Origin of the sequence: Pseudarthrobacter cellobiosi (assembly GCF_023913815.1) — a bacterium.
GTDB lineage: Bacteria > Actinomycetota > Actinomycetes > Actinomycetales > Micrococcaceae > Arthrobacter > Arthrobacter cellobiosi.
In genome coordinates, this window is sequence record NZ_JAMXBK010000022.1 from 89,167 (window position 1) to 111,467 (window position 22,301).

General features: G+C 66.7%; 17 protein-coding genes and 1 pseudogene. 6 read left to right on the forward strand and 12 right to left on the reverse strand.

Annotated elements, in window-relative coordinates; translation table 11 throughout:
* Positions 1-32: 32 nt before the first annotated feature.
* The 4 genes from NG701_RS08315 to NG701_RS08330 form a co-directional block, all read right to left on the reverse strand.
* A complete protein-coding gene (locus NG701_RS08315) occupies positions 33-995 on the reverse strand; it encodes a 4-(cytidine 5'-diphospho)-2-C-methyl-D-erythritol kinase (RefSeq protein WP_252566323.1) in 963 nt (320 codons plus the stop codon).
* Positions 992-1,864, reverse strand: coding sequence for a 16S rRNA (adenine(1518)-N(6)/adenine(1519)-N(6))-dimethyltransferase RsmA (gene rsmA, locus NG701_RS08320; protein ID WP_252566326.1), 873 nt, complete (start codon positions 1,862-1,864; stop codon positions 992-994). Before rsmA ends, NG701_RS08315 begins: the two co-directional genes overlap by 4 nt.
* 184 nt (positions 1,865-2,048) lie before the next feature.
* Positions 2,049-3,224, reverse strand: coding sequence for a resuscitation-promoting factor (locus tag NG701_RS08325; protein ID WP_252566329.1), 1,176 nt, complete (start codon positions 3,222-3,224; stop codon positions 2,049-2,051).
* Between the two features lie 259 nt (positions 3,225-3,483).
* Positions 3,484-4,386 carry a TatD family hydrolase gene (locus tag NG701_RS08330; RefSeq protein WP_252566331.1) on the reverse strand — a complete coding sequence of 301 codons (903 nt, stop codon included), beginning with the start codon at positions 4,384-4,386 and terminating at the stop codon, positions 3,484-3,486.
* 163 nt (positions 4,387-4,549) lie between these two features.
* On the opposite strand from NG701_RS08330, the gene NG701_RS08335 reads away from it, so the two are divergent.
* Genes NG701_RS08335 through NG701_RS08345 form a run of 3 tightly spaced genes read left to right on the forward strand, consistent with a single transcriptional unit; the run spans position 4,550 to position 9,559 of the window.
* Positions 4,550-5,659, forward strand: a complete 1,110-nt coding sequence (locus tag NG701_RS08335) for an AAA family ATPase (protein WP_252566334.1) — start codon at positions 4,550-4,552, stop codon at positions 5,657-5,659.
* 13 nt (positions 5,660-5,672) lie between these two features.
* The gene (locus NG701_RS08340; RefSeq protein WP_252566337.1) at positions 5,673-7,076 is read left to right on the forward strand and encodes a DUF58 domain-containing protein; all 1,404 of its coding nucleotides are present in this window, start codon (positions 5,673-5,675) and stop codon (positions 7,074-7,076) included.
* Positions 7,073-9,559, forward strand: a complete 2,487-nt coding sequence (locus tag NG701_RS08345; protein WP_252566339.1) for a transglutaminase TgpA family protein — start codon at positions 7,073-7,075, stop codon at positions 9,557-9,559. The genes NG701_RS08340 and NG701_RS08345 overlap by 4 nt, the downstream gene beginning before the upstream one ends.
* An 82-nt stretch (positions 9,560-9,641) precedes the next feature.
* On the opposite strand, the gene NG701_RS08350 is transcribed toward NG701_RS08345, so the two are convergent.
* Together NG701_RS08350 and rsmI are read right to left on the reverse strand one after the other, a co-directional pair.
* Complete coding sequence (locus NG701_RS08350) at positions 9,642-11,141, reverse strand: NAD-dependent succinate-semialdehyde dehydrogenase (RefSeq protein WP_252566342.1); 1,500 nt, start codon at positions 11,139-11,141, stop codon at positions 9,642-9,644.
* Positions 11,142-11,315: 174 nt separating this feature from the next.
* Positions 11,316-12,275 (reverse strand): 16S rRNA (cytidine(1402)-2'-O)-methyltransferase, encoded by a 960-nt coding sequence (gene rsmI / locus NG701_RS08355; RefSeq protein ID WP_374208667.1) that lies wholly within the window; start codon positions 12,273-12,275, stop codon positions 11,316-11,318.
* Positions 12,276-12,321: 46 nt separating this feature from the next.
* Here rsmI and NG701_RS08360 point away from each other — a divergent pair, with 46 nt between their 5' ends.
* Both NG701_RS08360 and NG701_RS08365 read left to right on the forward strand, forming a co-directional pair.
* A complete protein-coding gene (locus NG701_RS08360) occupies positions 12,322-14,004 on the forward strand; it encodes a dolichyl-phosphate-mannose--protein mannosyltransferase (protein ID WP_374208668.1) in 1,683 nt (560 codons plus the stop codon).
* A 66-nt stretch (positions 14,005-14,070) separates the two neighbouring features.
* Positions 14,071-15,492 (forward strand): annotated as a pseudogene (locus tag NG701_RS08365) (AMP-dependent synthetase/ligase); the annotation flags it as partial.
* 44 nt (positions 15,493-15,536) lie between these two features.
* On the opposite strand, the gene NG701_RS08370 reads toward NG701_RS08365, so the two are convergent.
* Together NG701_RS08370 and NG701_RS08375 are read right to left on the reverse strand one after the other, a co-directional pair.
* Positions 15,537-16,631, reverse strand: coding sequence for a TIGR01906 family membrane protein (locus tag NG701_RS08370; protein WP_252566345.1), 1,095 nt, complete (start codon positions 16,629-16,631; stop codon positions 15,537-15,539).
* A 123-nt stretch (positions 16,632-16,754) separates the two neighbouring features.
* On the reverse strand, positions 16,755-17,747 hold the full coding sequence (locus NG701_RS08375; protein WP_252566347.1) for a stage II sporulation protein M: 993 nt from the start codon (positions 17,745-17,747) through the stop codon (positions 16,755-16,757).
* Between the two features lie 68 nt (positions 17,748-17,815).
* On the opposite strand from NG701_RS08375, the gene NG701_RS08380 reads away from it, so the two are divergent.
* Positions 17,816-18,616: an RDD family protein gene (locus NG701_RS08380; RefSeq protein WP_252566350.1), complete on the forward strand. Its 801-nt coding sequence runs from the start codon at positions 17,816-17,818 to the stop codon at positions 18,614-18,616.
* A gap of 48 nt (positions 18,617-18,664) precedes the next feature.
* Here NG701_RS08380 and NG701_RS08385 read toward each other — a convergent pair whose 3' ends face one another.
* The 4 genes from NG701_RS08385 to NG701_RS08400 form a co-directional block, all read right to left on the reverse strand.
* Positions 18,665-19,903: a L,D-transpeptidase gene (locus NG701_RS08385; RefSeq protein WP_252566353.1), complete on the reverse strand. Its 1,239-nt coding sequence runs from the start codon at positions 19,901-19,903 to the stop codon at positions 18,665-18,667.
* Between the two features lie 63 nt (positions 19,904-19,966).
* Entirely contained in the window at positions 19,967-21,445 is a 1,479-nt protein-coding gene (gene ahcY, locus NG701_RS08390) for an adenosylhomocysteinase (protein WP_252566356.1), read from the reverse strand.
* A 94-nt stretch (positions 21,446-21,539) separates the two neighbouring features.
* Complete coding sequence (locus NG701_RS08395; RefSeq protein ID WP_252566359.1) at positions 21,540-21,794, reverse strand: Trm112 family protein; 255 nt, start codon at positions 21,792-21,794, stop codon at positions 21,540-21,542.
* A 78-nt stretch (positions 21,795-21,872) separates the two neighbouring features.
* Positions 21,873-22,262 (reverse strand): DUF3499 domain-containing protein, encoded by a 390-nt coding sequence (locus NG701_RS08400; protein WP_058929636.1) that lies wholly within the window; start codon positions 22,260-22,262, stop codon positions 21,873-21,875.
* Positions 22,263-22,301 lie beyond the last annotated feature (39 nt).

Sequence of the window (22,301 nt, forward strand, 5' to 3'; positions counted from 1 at the left end):
TGCTTTCTGCTGCTCAGTAAGGAAGGGGACTCTTAAAGGAGAGTATCGGAGATGATGCGCGCGCCGTGCACGGGCCCGTGGACAGGGAATGCCGTCAGCCCATAGTGCCGCAGGTCCTCCGCCAGGTTTTCGGCTGCGGCGGGATTGTGGGTCAACAGCGCCACGGTGGGTCCGGAACCGGATACGATTCCGGCCAGGGCGCCGAGCGCTTCACCTCGTCCCAGCGTATCGCGGAGCGCGGGGGAAAGTTCAATGGAGGCCCGCTGCAGATCGTTCACCAGGACCCGGCTCAGGGCATCGGCGTCACCGCTCCGCAGCGCCTGCAGGATCTTGGGATCCACGGCCGTGGGCTCGGCAACGTCCAGTCCTTCTGCCTCCCGGAGCCGGTCCAGGGTGCGGAAGACCTCGGGGGTGGGCAGCCCATAGTCCGCCGCCACGAGGACCCAGTCCGTTTGGGCTTTGGCCAGTGCCGGCGAAAGGTCGTCGCCAACGCCAAGCCCGACGGCGGTTCCGCCGAGGAGGGAGAACGGGACGTCGGCACCCAATTCGGCGGCCAGATGTGCCAACTCATCCCGCGACAGCCCGCTGTTCCAGAGCGCGTCGCAGGCCAGCAGGGTGGCTGCGGCATCGGCCGAGCCTCCGCCCATGCCCCCGGCCACGGGGACCCGCTTGGTGATTTCAAGGTGCACGCCGGTGGAATGCTCGGAGACATCGGCCATGATGGCTGCGGCCTTGTAGGCCAGGTTCTTCTCGTCCAGCGGAATATCCACGCCGTCCAAGTCCAAGGTGCTGTCAGGACTGATGCTGACGGTGATCCCCGGCATCTCCGTGCTGGTGGCAGCCACTTCCTCATAGAGGGAAACGGCCAGGTACACGCTGGCAACTGAATGGTAGCCGTCAGCGCGCAAGGGTCCCACGTCCAGGGAAACATTGACCTTGCCGGGCGCCTTCACACGGACCGTCCGTGCGGGAAACTTCCCGGCGGCTGCCTTCACGCCCCGGCCTCGCGGGCTTCGGCAATCCGGGCGAAGGCGTGGATGTCGATGACTTCGCCCCGGGCCGATGGAGCCACTCCGGCGGCGATGAGGCAGCGCTCGGCCTCGGCTGCGCCGCCGGCCCAGCCGGCCAGGGCGGCCCGCAGCGTCTTCCGGCGCTGGGCGAAGGCGGCGTCGATCACGGCGAACACCTGCTCACGGGTGGCGGTTGTTTCAGGCGGTTCCCGCCGGGTGAAGGCCACGAGCCCGGATTGGATCTTCGGCGCAGGCCAGAAGACATTCATGCCGATCACCCCGGCCTTGCGCATGCTGCTGTACCAGGCCGCCTTGACCGAGGGCACCCCGTAGGTCTTTGATCCTGGCCCCGCGGCAAGCCGGTCAGCCACCTCGTCCTGGACCATCACCAGACCGTGCTGCAGGCTGGGGAAATGCTGGAGCAGGTGCAGGACCACCGGCACCGCCACGTTGTAGGGCAGGTTCGCCACAATGGCGGTGGGCACAACGGGAAGCGATGTGACCTTCATGGCGTCCGCCTGGACCAGGTGGAAAGCGCCCGCCGCGTCCGGCCGCCATGCTTTGACGGTTTCCGGCAGCTTTGCCGCCAGGACCGGATCAATTTCGACGGCGACCACCGTCTGCGCGGCGTCCAGCAGGCCCAGCGTGAGGGAACCAAGGCCGGGCCCGACTTCCAGCACCGTCTCGGTTGGCCCGATGTTGGCAACGGAGACGATCCGGCGGATCGTGTTGCCATCGATGACGAAGTTCTGTCCCAGTGTCTTGGTGGGCCGGATACCGATTTCTTCCGCCAGCCGGCGTATGTCGGAAGCACCGAAGAGGGGTGCGGGCGCGGCGGCAGTCGGTTCAGTCACCTAGGTATCCTATCCCGGCCGCCGTGACGGGCCATCCGCTTTCCGCGCGCATCGTGCGTGTTACGCGGTGTATGTTTCCGCTTAACGGCAGCGGCCGGCCCCGGGACAATCCGGGGCCGGCCGCTGTCTTCTGATTGCCTGGCGGCTGTGGTCAGCTGCCGCCAGCGCAGGTGCTCATTGGTGCCTAGCTCGTAGCGGCCCAGCCACAGCCCCACGGCTGCAGGCCACGCTGTGCGTACACGCGGTTGGCGATGTCGATCTGCTGTGCCTTGGTGGCGAGGCTGGCGTTGGGGGCGTAGGCGCCGCCGCCGGAGCCGATCCAGGTCCGGATGTCGAACTGGAGGCCGCCGTAGTAGCCGTTGCCCGAGTTGATGGACCAGTTTCCGGTGGACTCACACTGGGCGATCTTGTCCCACATGGCCTCGTTCATCATGGCCGGGGCCGAGGCGCCGGTGTTCGTTCCGGCGGCGGCTGCGGGCTTTGCCTTGGTGCCTACCGTGACCTTTTCCGTCACGGGCTGGACGGAAACAGTTTCGGAGACCAGCGTCCGCGAGGCTTCACGGCCGTCAACCATCACCAGTTTGTAGCTCTTATCCACCTTGCCGGCCACGCCGGCCTGGGTGACCTCTTTCTCGCCCTTGAGAAGCTCAGCGCTCTCAGTGGTCATACTGTCGAAAGCAACATCTTCAGTGGTGGCCGCGGTCTGGCTGGTATCCACCCGGGAGACCTTAACCACCATGTTGTTGACCACGTGCGCGTTGCCCGGCTGGGAGGTGCGGTCGTCGACGCCGAGGGTGATGCCGGCGTCCTCCAGCACCTGGGCGACGGTCCCCGCGGTGGTGGTGGCCGTGGAGGCCTTGCCATCGGCAACGATGCTGACGGTCTTGGGCGTGGAGATGGAGACAAACGATCCGGCCACAGCGAGCTGGGCGTCCTTCGGGACGGACACGGAGGAGGAGCTGGCCACTCCGAGTTCGGTGACGAGGCCCGCAACATCCGGCGCCGTGGTGTTGATGGTTTTTTCAGAGCCGTCCAGGCTGACCTTCACGGCCTTGGCCATGTTGACGTTGATCACGGTGCCGTTCTCCACTTTGGCGTCCGCCGAGGGCGAGACGCGGTCAGCCGGTTTCAGTTCTACGTTGGCGCTTTTTACGACCTGGCCCACGGTGCCGCCGAAGGACTGGACCGAAGTCACTTTTCCGTCGACGTTGAGGGTAACGGTTTTGTTATTTCCGACGAAGGCCACGAGGCCCAATACCAGCGCACACAGCAGCACCAGTTGGGTGCCCACCTTGATATAACTGAACTTGCCGTCCGTTGTGAAGAGCTTGACCACGATTGCCCGTAACTTTAGATCCATCCGGGCACGGGGAAAAACGCAGTGAAATAGCCGGCGCATGACCCTGGGGACAAGCTCCGGGCACCGTTGCGCCGCCACACTCCGCTCGGCAGGCAGAGGGCATCAAAGCCCTGCTTGGTCCTGCTGCGAATGAAGTGAAATTATCCGAAGGCCTTCCCCGACCCCGGCTAATAGTTCTCCACTGTAACCGTAGCGTTATAAAGCAGCCAAGAAATTTACATACGAGGTATGTTGGCCAAGCAATGCGACGAGGCCCAGATCAGTCCCACGATCCGTACGCCCGCACGGTATTCTCGCTAATCCGGGTGCAGAGCTCCGCGAGCTCAGTTCCTGTCAATTCGGCCATGGCGCGGACGGTGTACGGCACCACATAACTGGCGTTGGGACGGCCGCGGTGCGGATGCGGAGTCAGGAACGGGGCATCCGTTTCCACCAGCACCAGGTCCGGGTCTGCCACCGCCAGCGCGGCGCGGAGGTTAGCCGCATTTTTAAAGGTCAGCGTGCCGGCAAAGGACATGTTCCAGCCCGCGGCATTGCAGATCCTGGCGAGCGCCTCATCACCCGAGAAGCAATGAAACACCACCCGCTCCGGAGCCCCCTCCTCGCGCAGGACCTGCACCACGTCCTCGTGCGCGTCGCGGTCATGGATCTGCAGCGTCAGGTCCAGGCGCTTGGCGATATCGATATGCCGCCGGAACGAATAGCGCTGGTGGGCCAGGCCTTCCCCTTCGGTGCGGAAGAAATCAAGGCCGGTCTCGCCGATGGCCCGGATCCGGGGGTGGGCGGCCAGTTGCTCAATCTCCGCCAGCGCATCCTCCAGCTCGCCGCGTCTGGCATAGTCCGGGGCGTCGTTGGGGTGCAGTGCCACTGCCCCCAGCAACCTGCTGTCCAGGTCAACGGCGCGGACCGTGAACCGGGAAGACTCCAGATCGCAGCCCACCTGGACGGCCCCCTGCACTCCGACGGCCTGGGCCGCATCCAACGCCGCGGCGATGCCCACCGGGCTCTCGCCGTCGGGGAAATCCAGGTGCGTATGGTTGTCCATCACAGGGACGGGCAGCGGCTCCGGCGCCGGCGGATAGTCCGGCCGCGCCTGCCGGCCGGCATCTGCAGAGTCCACCCCGGCGGCACGGTAAGCGGCGGGAATCAGCGAATTGCACATTCCTCAAGCCTAGCGGCGGCGGATCCGGCAGAATTCCCGGAACTCTCTGTCAGCCAGGGCAGTTGTGTTAGTAGGCTGGTACGAACAGATGCGAACGCCCACCGCCGGGCGAAGGCAGGCCTGCTGTCCCGTTCCGGGTGATCCCCGGGCTGAAAGGTTGCAGATGGACTCCCACCGCCGCACCGCCGTCAACGCGGTAACCCCTGCCAGCCGGAACTTTACCGCCGTGACGGAGCAGGCGGGCCATCTCAACGGTCACAAGGCAGCAGCCATGGACGCGGAAGCATTCCACGCGGCCAGCCAGCGGATCCTCGCCTCGATCAACACCGTCATTGACGGAAAGTCGGATGCGGCCAGGCTTGCCCTGACGGTGTTGCTGGCCCAGGGCCATCTGCTCCTGGAGGACGTGCCAGGTGTGGGCAAGACCCTCCTGGCCAAAACCCTCGCCCGGAGCATTGACTGCACGGTCAGCCGCATCCAGTTCACTCCTGATCTGCTGCCCTCGGATGTGACGGGCGTGTCCATCTATAACCAGGCGTCGCGGCTGTTCGAGTTCCGCCCGGGTGCCGTCTTCGCCAACATCGTTATTGGCGATGAAATCAACCGCGCGTCCGCCAAGACCCAATCCGCCCTCCTGGAGTGTATGGAGGAACACCAGGTGACCGTGGACGGGGACTCGTACAAACTCGACGAACCCTTCATGGTGGTGGCCACCCAGAACCCGATCGAGATGGAAGGCACCTATCCACTCCCCGAGGCCCAGCGCGACCGTTTTATGGCGCGGATTTCCATGGGCTATCCGGACAAGGACTCCGAGATCGAAATGCTGGAGACCCATCAGGCAACCTCCCCGTTGGCCAAGGTCTCCGCTGTGGTCACCGCGGCGGACGTCGCAGCGATGATCGCCACGGTCCAACAGGTTTACGTCTCCCAGGCCCTCAAGGAATACACCGTCTCAGTAGGCCGCGCAACGCGCGAAAGCCCCCTGCTCCGGCTGGGCGCCAGCCCACGCTCCATGCTCCAGCTGCTCCGGGCCGCGAAGGCCACGGCGGCGCTGGACGGCCGTGATTTTGTGCTGCCAGACGACGTCGTCAGCGTGGCGGAATCCGTGCTGCTCCACCGGATCATCCTGGACCGCAAGGCGGCCGGCGCCGGCGAGACCCCGCACAGCGTCATCCGGGGCATCCTCTCCCGGCTCCCGGTGAACCAGGACCCGGTGAACAACCCGGCCCGGTCATCGGCCCCGCCGGCCGGATTGCGCCGGAACCACTAGGCAGGGCTGTCACATGGCGCTGCGTGACCGACTACCCCGGCACCTGTTCAGCCAGCGTGGCTGGGGGCTCCTGGCCGCCGGCGCCGTGTGCCTGCTGTCTGCGCAGTTCATGGGGCGGCGGGACCTGCTGAGCCTGAGTGTCCTGCTCATCGTCCTTCCCCTGGTTTCGCTGGCCGGGATCCGGCTGCTCAAGCCCCGGTTCCAGGTTTACCGCGAGTTCAACCCTTCCCCTGTGGAGACCTCCGCCGCCACCACAGTGCGGCTAGCCGTGGCGCGGACCGGTTTCGGTGGCGGCCGGGCGATCATGGAGGAACGGCTGCCGCCGCGGTTCGGCGAGTCCCCGGCTTTCCATTTCCCGGCCCGCTCAGCCAAGGGCGGGACCAGCAGGTACGAATACCATTTGCGCTCCACCAAACGCGGACAGTACCTGATCGGCCCGGTAACCGCCGAGTTCACTGATCCGTTCGGGTTGTCCCTGCACCGGCGGTCAATTGACGACGGCGACACGCTCACCGTGACGCCCGCCGCCGTCGAGCTTCCCGTGACGGGCCTCGCGGGGGCCCGCGGCAACGACGGCATCACAGCAACCCGTACCCGCGCCAACCCCAGCGACGACGACGTCATGACCCGCGAGTACCGCCCGGGCGATCCCATGCGCCGGGTGCACTGGGCAGCCACCGCCCACCACGGCGCCCTGATGGTGCGCCAGGAGGAATCCGTCACGACGCCGGAGGCCACCATCATCCTGGACCAACGGTTCGCGGCGTTTTCCGGCGGGCCCGGCTCCGGTTTCGGGGGCAATGCGGCCGTGGACGGCCACGATATGATCACCAGCGGCACGTTCGAGTGGGCCGTGGTGGCCGCGATCTCCATCTGCACACACCTCTCGGAGCGGAACTACGCCCTCCGCCTCCTGGACCCCCGCGGCGAACCCGCGTTCCTCCGCTCCCCGTCCGCACCGGAACCGGAAGCGGAAGAGTTCAGCGGAGTGTCCGGGCTCCAGTCGATCGCCGAAAGCCTCGCCGCCATCCAGCTATCCGGTCCGCACCACGCTGCCCGGGACCACGGTGGCCAGGATGCCGGACCGGCCGTTTTCGACGATCACCTGATGGACAAACTCTCGGCCCACCGGATGCGGGGACCCCTTATTGCCGTGCTCGGCAGGATCTCTCCGAGCGAGGCCAGAGCCCTCGCTCCAGCGGCAGGTTACGGCGCGAACGCCTTCGCCATAATCGTTTCCGAGAGGCCCGCGGATTCCGAGGACTCTTTGGAGGCCCTCCGCCGGGGCGGCTGGCGGGCAGTGGCGGTGCCAGCCTCGGTTCCGGTCCCGGACGCCTGGACCCACTTCGACCATGGTGGTGCCGCGCCGGCCACGGCAGCGGCAGACGTACGCCGCGGAGCGGGGGTGGGGCGGTGACGCTGGCACCGGAACGCAACGCGTCCCGCAGGCAGGCAGCCACAGGTGCCCCGGGCCAGGCCCCGGCACGGACGCGGGTCGGGGCGTACCCCTGGGCCATGGCCGGTGCCGTTGCCCTGTCCGTGGCCGGCGCCGCGATTTCCCTCAACGGTGTTCTGCGGGGTTGGGCCTGGTACTTGCCCATCCTGACCACGGTGGTGGTGGTCTGCCTGACCATCGCCACGCTCCGCGCGCTGCGCGCGCAGCCTCTCGTGGTGGCGGCAGGCGGCTTTGCCTCCCTGATCGCGATTCTCACCCTGACGTTCTTCCGGAGCACGGGCATTGCCGGTTTCATCCCGTCCGGGGCAACCTTGGCTGAAGTGGACAGGTTCGTCCGCCGGGCGAGCGAGACGGTACTTGCGGAAAGTGCCCCGGTGGCTCCGAACGCCGGAATCGTTATGGTCAGCTGCGCCGCCCTGGGCCTGACAGTCATCCTCATCGATGCGCTGGCCGTGCCGCTTGGCATGCCGGCAACAACCGGGCTGGGCCTGCTGGCCATCCTGGTAGTCCCCGCCACCGTGAAGCCCCAAAGCGTGGGGGTTTTGGGCTTCACTGCCACGGTGGCCGGGTACCTCCTGATCCTCGCGTGCAGCCAGTGGTTTGCACCGGATTCCCGCACTGCGGCCGACAGCGGCCGGAATCTCGGCCAGTTCCGGCGGGCCGTGCTGACCGGAACCGTGGCACTGGTGGCAACCCTGGCCGTGCCGGCGGTCATCCCGGGATTCGACCACGGCACGTTTCCGCAGGGCTCCCGGCTGAACCCGTGGGGCGCCGGGACCGGCTTGAACCCCATGATTACCTTGGGAAACAGCCTGCGGGCACCGGCCGGAAGCGGGCGGATCACCTATGCCACCAACGCGGCCGGGCCGCTGTATCTGCGGTCCGTCACTGTTGACAATTTCGACGGCGAATCCTGGGGACCTGATGACCGCGACGCAGAGCGGCGCCCCGTGGCCGGACAGCTTGAGACGGGCTACGAGATCGTCGCCCAGGAGCAGGTCCGCCAGGTGACTGCCGTGGTTACGGGCACGTTCACCAGCCCGTACCTGCCTTTGCCGTACGCGCCGGAAACAATCCGCGGGCTCAATGGCGCCTGGACATGGGACCCGGCCACCCTGGCCGTCAAGGGTTCCAACACCAACACGCGGGCACAGCAATACATTGTGGTGTCCACGGCGCCTAAGCTCACGGCCACCCTCCTTCAACAGTCGTCGCAGGCCGTGCAGGGAATCCCTGCTGACTTCACCAGGGTTCCCGGCAACGTCCCGGACATCGTCCGCAGCACGGCTGACACGGTGACAGCTTCGAGTGACACACCATTCGCCAAGGCCATGGCCATCCAGAAATACCTTCGCTCAGGGGAGTTCACCTACTCGCTCCAGTCACCTGTCCAGGGCGGCTACGACGGTAACGGGCTTTCGGTGCTGGCCGATTTCCTGACCCAGAAGAGCGGATACTGCATCCATTACTCGTCCGCGATGGCCGTGATGGCCCGGCTGGAAGGTATCCCCAGCCGCATCGCGGTTGGCTACGCGCCGGGCCGAAGCACTGGTTCCACGGTTTCAGTGGCCGGGCAAGGTGCGCTGCCGGAGTATGAGGTGGACGCCCGGGACGCCCACGCCTGGCCCGAGCTCTACTTCCAGGGATTGGGGTGGGTGCCCTTCGAACCCACGCCGTCGCGTGGTGTTATACCCGCGTACGCCACGGAAACCAGCACACCCGGCATCCCCGGTTCGCTGGGTAATAACGACGACCTCCTTCCCGGCGCAACCGCCCCGACCCCCACGCCAAGCGCCACCGCCGCGCCCCTCCCCGGTGCAGGTGGCGGCGCAGGGGGCCTCGGGCAGCTGCTCCTGCCATGGCTGCTGGGCACGGGCGCCGCGCTGGGCCTGGTCCTGCTGGCAGCTTCGCCACGGCTTGTGCGGGTGGGGCGGCGTGCCGGGCGGCTCCGCACCGAGGACCGGGCGCGGGAGGACGTGATTCCGCTGGCGTGGGCCGAAATCCGTGACCTCGGAACCGACTACGGGCTGCCACCGGACTCGAGCGAAACAGCCCGGACGTATTCCGCACGGCTCCGCCATTCATCGCTGCTCGGCGAACATGGCGGCATGGACGACGCCGCGCACCAAGCCATCCGCAGCCTCACCTCCGACTTCGAACGCCGGCACTACGGCCCGCCAGTCCAGGACACAGCCGGCCGCGGCAGGACCGTGGCCATTGCCCCACGCATCGCGGCGGTGCAGCAGTCCCTGCGTGCCAACGCCTCGCTCCCTCGACGCCTCCGTGCCTACTGGCTCCCGCCGTCGGTTCTGGGCCGGTGGGCCTGGCTCCTGGCTGCCCCGTTCAGAGGGCTCAACAGGCTGGCGCGCCGGACGGCAAAAGCCGCCGCACGCTCCTGGTCGAGGGCGCGCGGCGGCTTGTTCCGGCCGCGTGGTAGCCAATAGCGGCTCGCCGCAACGGCTACCTACAGGCGGTGGAGGAAGCGGCTGACCGGAGGATAATCCTGTCAGCCGGCGGACGATCCGGTCAGCCGGCGTAGGGGTCCGCGATGCCGATGTACTGGGTGTAGAGGTATTCCTCGATGCCTTCGAGGCCGCCTTCACGTCCCAGCCCGGACTGCTTCACGCCGCCGAACGGTGCGGCGGCGTTGGAGATGACACCGGCGTTCAGGCCGAGCATGCCGGTCTCGAGCCGTTCGCCCATCCGGATGCCGCGGTTCAGGTCGCGCGTGAAGACGTACGCCACCAGACCGTACTCGGTGTTGTTGGCCAGGCGGACCGCTTCGTCCTCGGTGCCGAAGGTGATGATCGGGGCGACGGGGCCGAAGATTTCCTCGGACAGTATCCGCGTGCCTTCGGTGACGCCGGTGAGGATGGTGGGCGGGTAGAAGTAGCCCGGGCCCTCGGCCGGGGCGCCGCCCAGGACAGCCTTGGCGCCGGAGGCCACGGCGTCGCTCACCAGCTCGTGAACTTTGTCCCGGCTCTTGGCATCGATCAGCGGACCCACTTTGGACTCCGGTTCGGTGCCCCGGGCGGTGGTCATCTCACCCATTTTCGCGGCGAACTTTTGGGCGAATTCGTCGGCGACGGACTCGTGGACGATGAACCGGTTCGCCGCGGTGCAGGCCTCGCCCATGTTCCGCAGCTTCGCCAGCATGGCACCGGCGACGGCGGCGTCCAGGTCCGCGTCCTCGAACACCACAAACGGGGCGTTGCCACCGAGTTCCATGGAGGTCCGCAGGACGGTATCGGACGCGTCGGCGAGCAGGCGCCGGCCCACCTCGGTGGAGCCCGTGAATGAGAGTTTGCGCAGGCGCTGGTCCTTGATCAGCGGGCCGGTGGTGGCTCCTGCCGTGGACGTGGGGATGACGTTCAGGACTCCGGCCGGCAGGCCAGCCTCCTGCATGACTGCTGCGAACAGCTGCGAGGTCAGCGGCGTGAGGTTGGCCGACTTCAGCACCATGGTGCAGCCGGCCGCGACAGCAGGGGCGATCTTGCGCGTGGCCATGGCCAGCGGGAAGTTCCACGGCGTGATCAGCAGGCACGGGCCCACCGGCTTCTTGGTGACCAGCAGGCGGGACTTGCCATCGGGCGAGACCGAGTAGCGGCCAAACGCGCGGACGGCTTCTTCGGAGAACCAGCGCAGGAACTCGGCGCCATAGGTGACCTCGCCGCGGGCCTCGGCCAGAGGCTTGCCCATTTCCATGGTCATCAGCAGCGCGAAGTCCTCGGCACGCGCCGTAACCATCTCAAAGGCACGGCGGAGGATTTCGCCACGTTCACGGGCCGGGACCTTCGCCCACGATTCCTGCGCTGCGGCGGCCGCGTCCAAAGCAGCCTTGCCGTCTTCGGCGCCGGCGTCAGCGATGCTGAGGAGCACCTTGCCCGTGGCGGGGTCCTCGACGTCGAACGTCTTGCCTGACGCCGCCGGGCGCCATTCGCCGTTGATCAGCAATCCGGTGGGGACAGAGGCCAGCAGTGCGATTTCGCGCTCCGCGGTAACAGCTGGCTGTGCGGTGACAGTCACGGTGACTCCCTCGTCAGTAAGGTTTGGTTCAGCCTTGACGCAGGGCCTGGGCGGCCTGCCGTATTGGCTGATTTACTGTCACACTACTGCCGCGGCCGCCAGAGGGTCTACGCCTGGACGCACTGCTGAAGCGAGATTTCGTTGTGCAGCTGCACAGCTGGCCTTTTCGTACGCTCAGCGTGCCGCGAGGACCGCCGAGTACAGCTCCCGCTTGCTGACGCGGACGTCCTCAGCTACGGCGGCCACGGCTTCCTTGAGCCGGATTCCCTGGGCCACCAGCTCGTTGACGGCCGCCACGTGGTCCTCGGGGGTGCCCGGCGCCTGCTCAGGGGCTCCGCCCAGCACCACGGCAATCTCGCCGCGGACCTCGTTGCCTTCGGCCCACAGCAACAGTTCCCCGACCGTCCCGCGGATGACTTCCTCGTAGGTCTTGGTCAGTTCGCGGCAGACAGCGATCCGCCGCTCGGCACCGAGACGCTCGCGCAGCGCCCGCAGCATCGATTCCAGCCGGTGCGGGGCCTCAAAAAACACCATGGTCCGGCGTTCGGCCGAAAGGTCCGCCAACCGCGACGCCCGTTCGCCGGCTTTCCGGGGCAGGAATCCCTCAAAACAGAAGCGGTCGGTGGGGAGACCGGACAGTGCCAGGGCCGTCAGTACCGCGGACGGGCCCGGGACGGCGGTCACGGTGAGTCCGGCTGCCACAGCGCCTTCCACCAGCCTGAACCCCGGGTCCGAGACTGAAGGCATGCCGGCGTCTGTGACCATGACCAGGGTTTTGCCGGACCGGACGTGCTCCAGCAGCTCCGCGGTCTTGGTGGCCTCGTTGTGCTCGTGGTAGCTGATGACCCGCCCGGCGACGGTGACTCCGAGGCTCTGGACAAGGCGGTGCAGGCGCCTGGTGTCTTCGGCGGCCACGATGTCCGCCGTCCCCAGGAGCTCGATCAGGCGGGCCGACGCGTCTCCCGTATTCCCGATGGGCGTTGCCGCCAGCACAATCCGGCCGGGCCCCGTGGCGACCGGTGCCGCTGCAGCCGGGTCCGCTGTCGCGTGAACCTCTGTCTCTGGCTCCTCCCCGGCGGCAACGGAAGGTTCTGCGGGGCGGGAATCGGCGAAGGTGCTGGGGTTAGGGTCCACTCCCCCAGCGTACTGCTGGCTAGCGGCCCAAGCTGCAAAAGGTAGCATGGGGCTCGTGACGCAGACCTCCATGCGGCCTGCCGAGGCCGGCCAGACCATCCCGCCGGCACGAGGCCCGTGGATCGCCCGTCCGGCGGAGGCCTTCTCTGCCACAGCCCTCCGCGAGCGCCTGATCGGCAGCACCCGCAGCTGGCGGGATTACCCGCCGTCGCTGCGTCTCTGGTTCTGGCTGGTGCCCGCCCTGACCTCCGTGATCGGCGGCGTCCTCCGCTTTGTCCGGCTGGACACGCCGCACAGCTTGGTCTTCGATGAAACGTATTACGTCAAGGACGCCTACTCCTACGTGGTCAGCGGCTACGAACGGGGCTGGCCGGACAAGGCCAACGACTCGTTCAACGCAGGCAACCCGGCCATCCTCCTGGACACTCCCGAGTACGTGGTCCATCCGCCCGTGGGCAAGTGGATGATCGCCGGCGGCATGTGGCTCTTCGGGGCCGATAATCCGTTCGGCTGGCGGTTCGCGGCCGCACTGACCGGAACCCTGTCCATCCTGCTGCTCACGCTGATTGCACTGAAACTGTTCCGGTCACTACCGCTGGCTGCCGCCGCAGGCCTGCTGCTCGCCGTCGACGGCCACCACCTGGTGATGTCACGGACATCACTCCTGGACATCTTCCTGATGTTCTGGCTCCTGGCGGCCTTCGGAGCTTTGCTACTGGACCGCGATGACGGACGACGACGGCTGGCCGCACGGCTCGGACGGCTCGCGGCCGCGTCCCTGAACGATCGGCCCGCAGCCAGCCAGCTGCTGGCGGGACCGTGGCTGGGGATCCGCTGGTGGCGTCTCGCCGCGGGCGTGTGCATGGGACTCGCCATAGGCACCAAGTGGTCGGGCCTCTTTTTCCTCGCCGGCTTCGGTCTGCTGACGGTCCTGTGGGACCTCAATGCACGGCGCGTCGCGGGAATCCGCGGTTGGATCAGCGGCGGAATCATCAAGGATGGACTGCCTGCCTTTGTCAGCATGGTTCCGGTTGCCGTGGTGGTCTACACCGCCACTTGGACGGGCTGGTTCCGTTCCGAGGGCGCCTACTTCCGGCGGTGGGCCCAGAGCAACCCCTCAGCGGAGTGGGGCTGGCTGCCGGACTCCCTGCGTTCGCTGGCGCACTACCACCTGGAGGCCTACAAGTTCCACCAGGGACTGGGCTCCGAACACCCTTACGAGGCAAGCGCCTGGAGCTGGCTGGTGATGGGCCGACCGACGTCGTTCTTCTACCAGAAGCCGGAGCAGGGCGTCCCGGGATGCGACGTGCCCAACTGCGCCTCAGCCATTCTCTCGGTGGGGAACCTTATGATCTGGTGGGGAGCGGCCATCTCACTGGTGGTACTGCTGTTCTGGTGGGCCGGGCGCCGGGACTGGCGTGCAGGGGCGATCCTTGCGGGCGTGGGCGCCGGCTACCTGCCGTGGTTCCTGTACCCGGAGCGGACCATGTTCTTCTTTTACGCCGTCTCCTTTGAGCCCTTCCTGGTGCTCGCGCTGGTGTACTGCCTGGGCCTCGTCCTGGGCCGGGACACCGACCCGCTCTGGCGCCGGCGGTCCGGTGTTTACCTGGTGGCCCTCTTCGTCGCCGGGGCAGTCCTGTTGTCCGCATTTTTCTACCCGGTGTGGACGGCTGAGACCATCCCCTACCAAGAATGGCGCTACCGGATGTGGATGCCGTCCTGGATCTAAGGCAGGATTGCATGAAACCCTGACCAGCCGCGAACTGCGTTGAGGCAGCGGAACGGAGACGCCCCCGTGCGAGAAGCTAGCACAAAACTCCTGGTGGAGCTGGAGCCCGGCAGCAATGTCACCGATCTCCTGCGACAGCGGGAGGCCGCCAACCCGGCCCACGCCCTCTACGCGCGCAAAGGCCCCAACGGCTGGACCGACGTCCCGGCGCAAAAATTCCTGCACGATGTCTGCGCCCTCGCCAAAGGACTGATCGCCGGCGGCCTGGAGCCCGGCGACACCGTGGCCGTAATGTCCGCCACCCGCTATGAGTGGGCCCTGGTGGACTTCGCCATCTGGTTTGCCGGCGGCGTGAGCGTCCCCATCGACGAGACCTCGACCCCCGGTCAGGTGGAGTGGATCCTGCACGACGCCGGCGTGCGCCGCGTGTTCGCCCAGGACCGCGGCAAGGTGTCGCTTATTACAGGCGTCCTGGAGTCTTCCGCCCTGTTCAAGGACCGGCTGGTGACCGTGGTGAGGATGGATGACGACGGCGCGGCCCCGAACCTCGCCAGCCTCTCGGCTGCCGGAATGGGCGTCACGGACGCCGAGCTGGAACGCCACCGCTCCGCCGCGGGCCTGGACGACATCGCATCCCTGGCCTACACTTCCGGCACCACCGGACGGCCCAAAGGCTGCGTGATCACCCACGGCAACTTTGCGCTCGTGGCCGTCAACGTCGTCGCCTTTCTTCCGGAGATCCTCAAGGGGCAGAACGCGCGCACCCTGATGTTCCTGCCGCTGGCCAATGTGCTCGCCCGCGCTGCCCAGGTGGCGTGCCTCCATGCGGGCGCCACCCTGGGCCACGTCAGCCGTCCAGCTGATCTGCCGGCGGATCTGGGCACGTTCAAACCCACGTTCCTCCTGGCGGTGCCCCGGATCTTCGAGAAAGTCCGGGCGGACGCCGCGCACCAGGCTGCCGGGTCCGGGAAAGCGGGGATCTTCAGGGCTGCGTCAGCCGCCGCCATCCGTTTCTCCACTGCACAGGACACCGTGGCCCGCGGCGGGGGCAGCGGACCCGGGCTGGCGTTGCGGGCGCGGCATGCCGTCTTTGACCGGCTGGTGTACCCGAAGCTCCGCCAGCTCCTGGGCGGCCGGGTCCGTTACGCGGTATCGGCGGCCGGCCCCCTGGCACCTGAGGACGCGCACTTCTTCCGCGGCGCCGGGATCCCGCTCCTTGAGGGCTACGGGCTGAGCGAGACAACCGCCCCCTGTACGTCCAACACGCCCGCCCGGACCAGGGTGGGCAGCGTGGGCGTCCCCCTGCCGGGCACCACCATCCGCGTGTCCGAGGACGGCGAAGTGCTGATCAAGGGGATCGGTGTGTTTAAGGGTTACCACGCCAATGAAGCCGCCACCGCGGAGGCCTTTGTGGACGGGTTCTTCCGTACCGGAGATCTCGGCGAGCTGGACCCAGAGGGCTTCCTGACCATCACCGGCCGCAAGAAGCAGCCCGGCAAAATAAACGGCTGAGCACGTGCAGTTGCTTGGGGCTACGCCTCAGCGGCGATCGGCTCATCCTTGGCCAGGCCGCGACGGCGGCGGGTGGGCCAAGTGAGGATGAGCGTCACCAGGGCCGCCAGGAGGACCAGCGCGGCGATGACAATGACGGCATCGATCCAGAACTGGCCCGGGAACAGCCTGATCAGGGTGTCTTCAAGGGCAAACGTCCAGGAACCGCTGGCAAAGAAGATCCGATGGAATTCGGTGAAGAACTGCTGCCAGCCGAGCACGGCCAACGCGCCAAGGCCCAGGATGATCGCCAGCGCAACAATGGATCCCGCGAAGAGTCCGCGGCGCACACCGCCGGTGCTGCGGCGGCGCAGGTATGCGATGGCCACGAGGCTGAGGACGATCAGGAGTGCTCCCCCGCCAAACGCGGAAAGGATGACAACTTTCACGTCGGCCATGTGGCTGACTTCGCCGTCCTTGAAAAGGTCCCCGCCGCTGCGGTTGACCAGATCACCCAGGTACCGCGGCCCTGCCCAGTTGCTGAGGTAGTCAACCGCGTAGGAACCGTACGTCATCCGGTCGTCGGTGCTGAACCCGTACCCGTCGCCCGGGAACCCGGGCCTGTTGTACTCGGCCCACAGGAACAGCGGGCTGGTGACCGCGCGGACGGCCAGCACCAGCAGGATCACCGGGTAGAAAAGGGCCAGCAGGACTTGCCAGATGCGCGGGGCCACAGGCTTGGCGTTTGCTGCGCTTTCGCGCTCCGCGTTGCGGCGCTCCACGTCCTCCTGCGGCGGACGGACCTGCAGCGCTGACGTGGGCAGCGGCTCGCTGAAGTGGGCACCGTTTCGGGTGGCACCCTGGGCGGACGGTTCTTTGCGGAGTGACTCTTCTACAGAAGGTACGACGGCGGGAGGTTCGACGGCGGCCTCCGCGGCTTTGCGGCCGGCGCGGCTTTCGGGCTGGGTGACACCGCCCTGCCCGGCACCGCTACGTGATGGGGACACGTCGGGAGTGCTGGAGCCGGAGTCTTTCAGCCAGGCAAAAGCTGGCTCTTCCGAGTCCGACGAAGTATCCAGGTCCGGATCCGGCTGCGGCTCCGTGCGTTTGGCAGGGGTCGGCGAATTGTCGTTCACAGCAGCGTCACTTCCGTTGGGTTCCACGCCGCCGGCTCTGATCCGGGCAGCGCCGTGTATCTGATATCGAGCCTACCGCCCGCTCCTCCACGAGGGCGAGGAGCCACCCCGTCGCTCCCGGATTCATGCGGCGATTTCGCTGTATCCAGCGTCGCCAGCCACCAAGTCGCCGCGTTCACCGGCGTCATAGGCCCGCCGTCCCCATACCAGGACGTAGCCCCAGTAGGCAGCCAGCACCGCCAAACCGATGCCGATCTTGGCCCATACCGGAAGCGGGCTGGGCGTGACAAAACCTTCCACTATTCCCGAAACGAACAGCACCAGCACCAACCCCAGGGCCACGGTGATCAGCGACCTGCCTTCGTCCGCCACGGCCCGTCCCCGCGTCCGTGGCCCCGGGGACACCATGGCCCAGAAGATCCTCAAGCCCGCCGCGCAGGCAATAAAAACAGCCGTCAGCTCCATCAGGCCATGCGGCAGGATGTAGCTGTAAAAGACATCCTGCTGGCCCACGGCGGCGAAAACTCCGGCGGCGATCCCGACGCTCTGGGCGTTCGTGAACAGGATCATGGGTACCCAGAAGCCGGTGATGCCCAGTGCCACCGCCTGCGCGCTGATCCAGGCATTGTTGGTCCAGACGGCCCCCGCAAACGAGGCCGCAGGATTCTCCGAATAGTAATCAATGAAGTCTTCCTCGACGTACTGCCGGACCGCAGCCTCGGAGGCAACGGACCGCAGGGCCTCGGGGGACGTCCCGATCCATAGCGCGTAGGCGCCCGCGACCAGGACAAATGCGGCGCCACACACCACCGTCAGCCACCGCAGGCGGTACAAAGCCGCCGGCAGGGCAGCCACGAAGAACCGGGCCAGGTCCGCCATCACGTTGGACCGTGCGCCCGTGAAACGGGTCCGGGCCTGGGCAAGGGTGGCGGACAATGACGCAGACAGGCCACTCTCCGGGGCAATCGACCGGATGAAGGAAAGGTGAGCCGAAGTCGACTGGTAAAGGCGCAGCAGTTCATCGGCCTCTTCGCCGCTGAGGCGCCGCTTATGGGCGAGCTGGTGCAGCCTTGACCACTTGTCCCCGTTGGCGGCGGAGAAGGCATCCATATCCACGGCAATAGCCTAGCCGCCATAGACTGTGATCGTCCGCAGGATGGTTGACAAGGGATTGGGGTATCCGCTTGGGTTCGATAATCACCGGCGAGGCCGTGGTCCTGGAATTGCGCCCCGCATCCTTCGCCGCCCGTGCCCTTGGCCTGCTGCTGGATGTCCTGTTCAACATCATCCTGCTGGTCCTGATGCTGCTGGGCGTCGCAGCCGCCGGCCAGGACCTTGACGAGGCGGCAATGCGGGCGCTGACGCTGGTGAGCGTGGTCTTCTGCTTCGTGATTGTCCCGGTAGCCGTGGAGACCCTCACCCGGGGGCTCTCGCTCGGAAAACTGGCGGCCGGCCTGCGCGTGGTCCGGGACGACGGCGGCGCCATCCGGTTCCGCCACGCCGTGATCCGGGGGCTGACCGGATTCCTGGAAATCTACCTGACCCTGGGCGGCCTCGCCATCGGCGTCGCCCTCTTCAACAGCCGCTCCAAACGGCTGGGTGACATCCTCGCCGGCACGTATGCGCTGCGCCGGCGCTTGCCGGTGGAGGTACCGGTCCGCGTCTTTGTACCCCCACAGCTTCAGGCCTGGGCCTCAGCAGCGGACATCGGACGGATTCCGGATGCGACCGCACGGCAGGCTGCCCAATTCATCCGGCAGGCCGGGCGCATGTCACCGCTGTCCGCCGCCGGAATGGCCGAGTCGATCGCCACGGAACTGGCCGGGCATGTGGCCCCTCCGCCGCCCCCGGGAACCAGCCCGGACCAGTACCTGGCGGCCGTTACCGCCGAACGCCGTCACCGTGAACTCGCGCGGCTGCAGCAGTCCCGGCGCCGGAACTCGGCCACGGCGGAGCGGTTGGACCGCCTGCCGTTCGGCCCCTAGGCCTGGGCCTGGGCCTGGGCCTGGGCCTGGGCCTTGGCCGAACGGTGCTTAGTTGTTGTACTCTGCCCAGGGGATGTTCCAGTCGCCATAGCCGTCGTCGACGGCGGCGTAGTCGCCTTCGGTGTTGATGATCTGAACCACATCGCCGGTGGTCATGTTGTCGAAAACCCAGGCGGCGCCGTCGGGGGCGAACCCGATGCAGCCGTGTGAGACGTTCGTGTTGCCGATGAAGGGGTAGGCGGACTCCAGCGCCTGGTGGATGTAGGCGCCGCTCAGGGTGAGGCGGATGGCATACTCCACGTCCACTTCGCCGTAGTAGGCCGGATCGCCGGGCTTAAGTCCGATGCTGGCCGCCCGGAAGTGGTCATAGCGGTTCTTTTCCATCAGGACCGCGTAGCCGCGCGCTGACGGGAAGCGCTGATCGCCCATGCTGACCGGGAGGGTTTTCACTACCTGGTCATTAACGCTGAGCGTGAAAGTGTGTGCGGCGGCATCGGCGATAGCCACCCGCTTGTCACCGAAATTCACGGTGACCTTTTTATTGAAGTTGGCAATCTGGCCGTTGCCGAGGTCCACGCCGAAAAGCTGCATGTCCATGGTGACGGTGGAGTTCGCCGCCCAGAAGGCTTCCGGGCGGTACCGGACCATGGTGTCGCTGAACCAGTGGAAGGCCCCGGCCTGCCCTGCGCTGGAGGTGATTTTGATGGCCTTCTCCACGGCATCCCGGTTGACCACCGGTTCGCTGAAGATGACCTGCAGCGGCTGGCCCACGCCAACCTTCATCCCGTCCAGCGGGTAGATGGCGGCATCCGCCTCGTGCGTGCTCGAAACCGTGCTGAACGAGTTTGTGGTGCTGGTATCCCGTCCCGCCCCGTCAGTGACCACATACGTGTAGCTGTACTCGGTGTTGAATTTCAGCGGGTCGGTCGCAGTCCAGCTGCTGCCGTCCCCTGCGAACGTGCCGTGGACTACTTCACCGGCGGTGCTGGTCAGCGTGACGCTCTCGATCCTGCCGTTGCCCACCTTGAGCGACACCGGCGTGGCCGGGTTCACCTGCTTTGCGGCGTTGGCCGGCGTGACGTCCACGTTGACCGGGGCCACCACGGGCGATGCGACTCCCGGTGCGGACCGGACTGCGGAGCTGGCTTCGGACTCCAGGCCACCGCGCGCAAAACCCGGCGCGACGGCGGCGAACACGCCGCCCGTTGCGGCAAGGACACACACGGCTGCCACCAAGAGAATCTTCTTGGCGGTCCCCCGCCGGCGTGGCTTAACTACAGGTTCCATAGTCCGATCTTAATGCTTGGACATAACAGCCCCGGGCACCGTCTGCACCCGGGGCATCACACGTCAGTAACGATAGTGCTCGGGCTTGTACGGTCCGGCGATGTCCAGGTCCAGGTAGTCGGCCTGTTCCTTGGAGAGTTCCGTAAGCTCCACGTCGAGGGCGTCGAGGTGCAGGCGGGCAACCTTTTCGTCCAGGATCTTGGGTAGGACATAGACTTGGTTGCCGTATTCGCGTTCGCCTTCGGGCTGGTCCCGCTTGGTCCACAGCTCGATCTGGGCGATGGTCTGGTTGGCGAACGAGTTGCTCATCACGAAGGACGGGTGGCCGGTGGCGTTGCCCAGGTTCAACAGGCGTCCCTCGGACAGGACGATGATGGAGCGCTCTTCGGCGGTCCCGGCGTCGAGCACCCACTCATGCACCTGCGGCTTGATCTCCACCTTTTTGATGCCGGGGATCCGCGCCAGGCCAGCCATGTCGATCTCGTTGTCGAAGTGGCCGATGTTGCCCACGATGGCTTTGTCACGCATGCCGGCCATGTGTTCGGCCAGGATAACGTCCTTGTTCCCGGTGGTGGTGATGAAGATGTGGCCTTGGCTCAGCACCGACTCCAGCTTGGCCACCTGGTAGCCGTCCATGGCTGCCTGGAGGGCACAGATGGGATCGATCTCTGTGACGATGACGCGGGAACCCTGGCCGCGGAATGCTTCTGCGGCTCCCTTGCCGACGTCGCCATAACCGCAGACGACGGCCACCTTGCCGCCCATCAGGACGTCGGTGGCGCGGTTGATGCCGTCAGGCAGCGAGTGGCGGATGCCGTACTTGTTGTCGAACTTGCTCTTGGTGACCGAGTCGTTGACGTTGATGGCCGGGAACAGCAGCTTGCCCTGTTCAGCCAGCTGGTAGAGCCGGTGCACGCCGGTGGTGGTTTCCTCGGTGACGCCGCGCAGGCTGGCCCCGATCCGGGTCCACCGCTGCGGATCTTCCTGCAGCGAGGCGCGAAGCACGTCCAGGAAGATCCGGCCTTCCTCGGACTCGTCTTCGTCTGCAGCAGGTACAGCGCCGGCAGCTTCGAACTCAACGCCCTTGTGGACCAGCATGGTGGCATCGCCGCCGTCGTCCAGGATCATATTCGGGCCGAGCTCCGGATTGGTGTCCGCGCCCGGCCAGGCCAGGATCTGCTGTGCAGTCCACCAGTATTCCTCCAGCGTCTCGCCCTTCCAGGCGAACACCGGGACACCCTGCGGGTCCTCGACCGTTCCCTTGCCCACCACGACGGCTGCGGCGGCATCGTCCTGGGTGGAGAAGATGTTGCAGGAGGCCCAGCGGACCTCGGCACCGAGGGCTGTGAGGGTTTCGATCAGGACGGCAGTCTGGACCGTCATGTGAAGGGATCCGGCGATCCGGGCGCCCTTCAGCGGCTGGGTGGGTCCGAACTCCTTGCGGAGTGTCATGAGGCCTGGCATCTCGTGCTCGGCCAGGCGGATCTGGTGGCGGCCGGCTTCGGCCAGCGAGATGTCGGCTACCTTGTAGTCAAATGTCATGGGGTTCCTTTGCTTTGTCCGATGGCGGCGACGGCGTTGAAGCCTCTGCGCGAAAGTCGACTGCTGGTGGGGGTGCGGGTTGTCCAGGCGTTGCCTATGCAGTACCTGCCCGACTTGGGTCCGTGGCCGGCCGGACGGCGGGATCGTGCTGGTCCGAACCGGCAGCCGTGGCGGCCTGGAGAAGTTCCGGCGGCAGCAGCAGCGGAATACCGTCCTCGATCGGGTAGCGCAGCTTCACACCCGAATCTCCCGCCACCGTCGACACAAGCTCTTCGCCTTCCTGGACCAGGGTCGATCCGGTCACGGGACAGCGGAGGACGGACAACAGTTCAGGACTGATCTTTGGCATGATTGGTGCTCCCGACAGGGGCGCGTTCGCGCCGTTGGCTGACTGATTAGCAGGTTCCAGCCTACCGCCAGATCCGCCTCAGGAAGGTTCGCGCAGGACGCGCAGATGCCCCCGGCGGACGCCTTCGGTGCCGGCCGGGGCCTCCAGTGCTGAATGCGAGCCACGCTGACCAGGCGTGGTCTGCGACTTGGGCGGCTGGGCCGCTGCTTCGCGGACCGCGTTGGCGAGGGCCAGGAGGTCGTCCGGTCCGGGCTGCTGCGGGCTTGTGGGCATCGCCAGGCGAAGCACTTCCCAGCCGCGGGGCACAGTCAGTGACCCGGCGTGCTGCTCGCACAAATCGTAACAATGCGGCTCGGCGTAGGTGGCAAGCGGGCCCAGAACGGCGGTGGAGTCGGCATAGACGTACGTCAAAGTTGCCACCGCCGACTGACGACAGGCTGACCTTGAACATTGACGGATGGCTCCCACGACAACACAGACTACTCCGTATCCCTGCTTGTTCGGAGT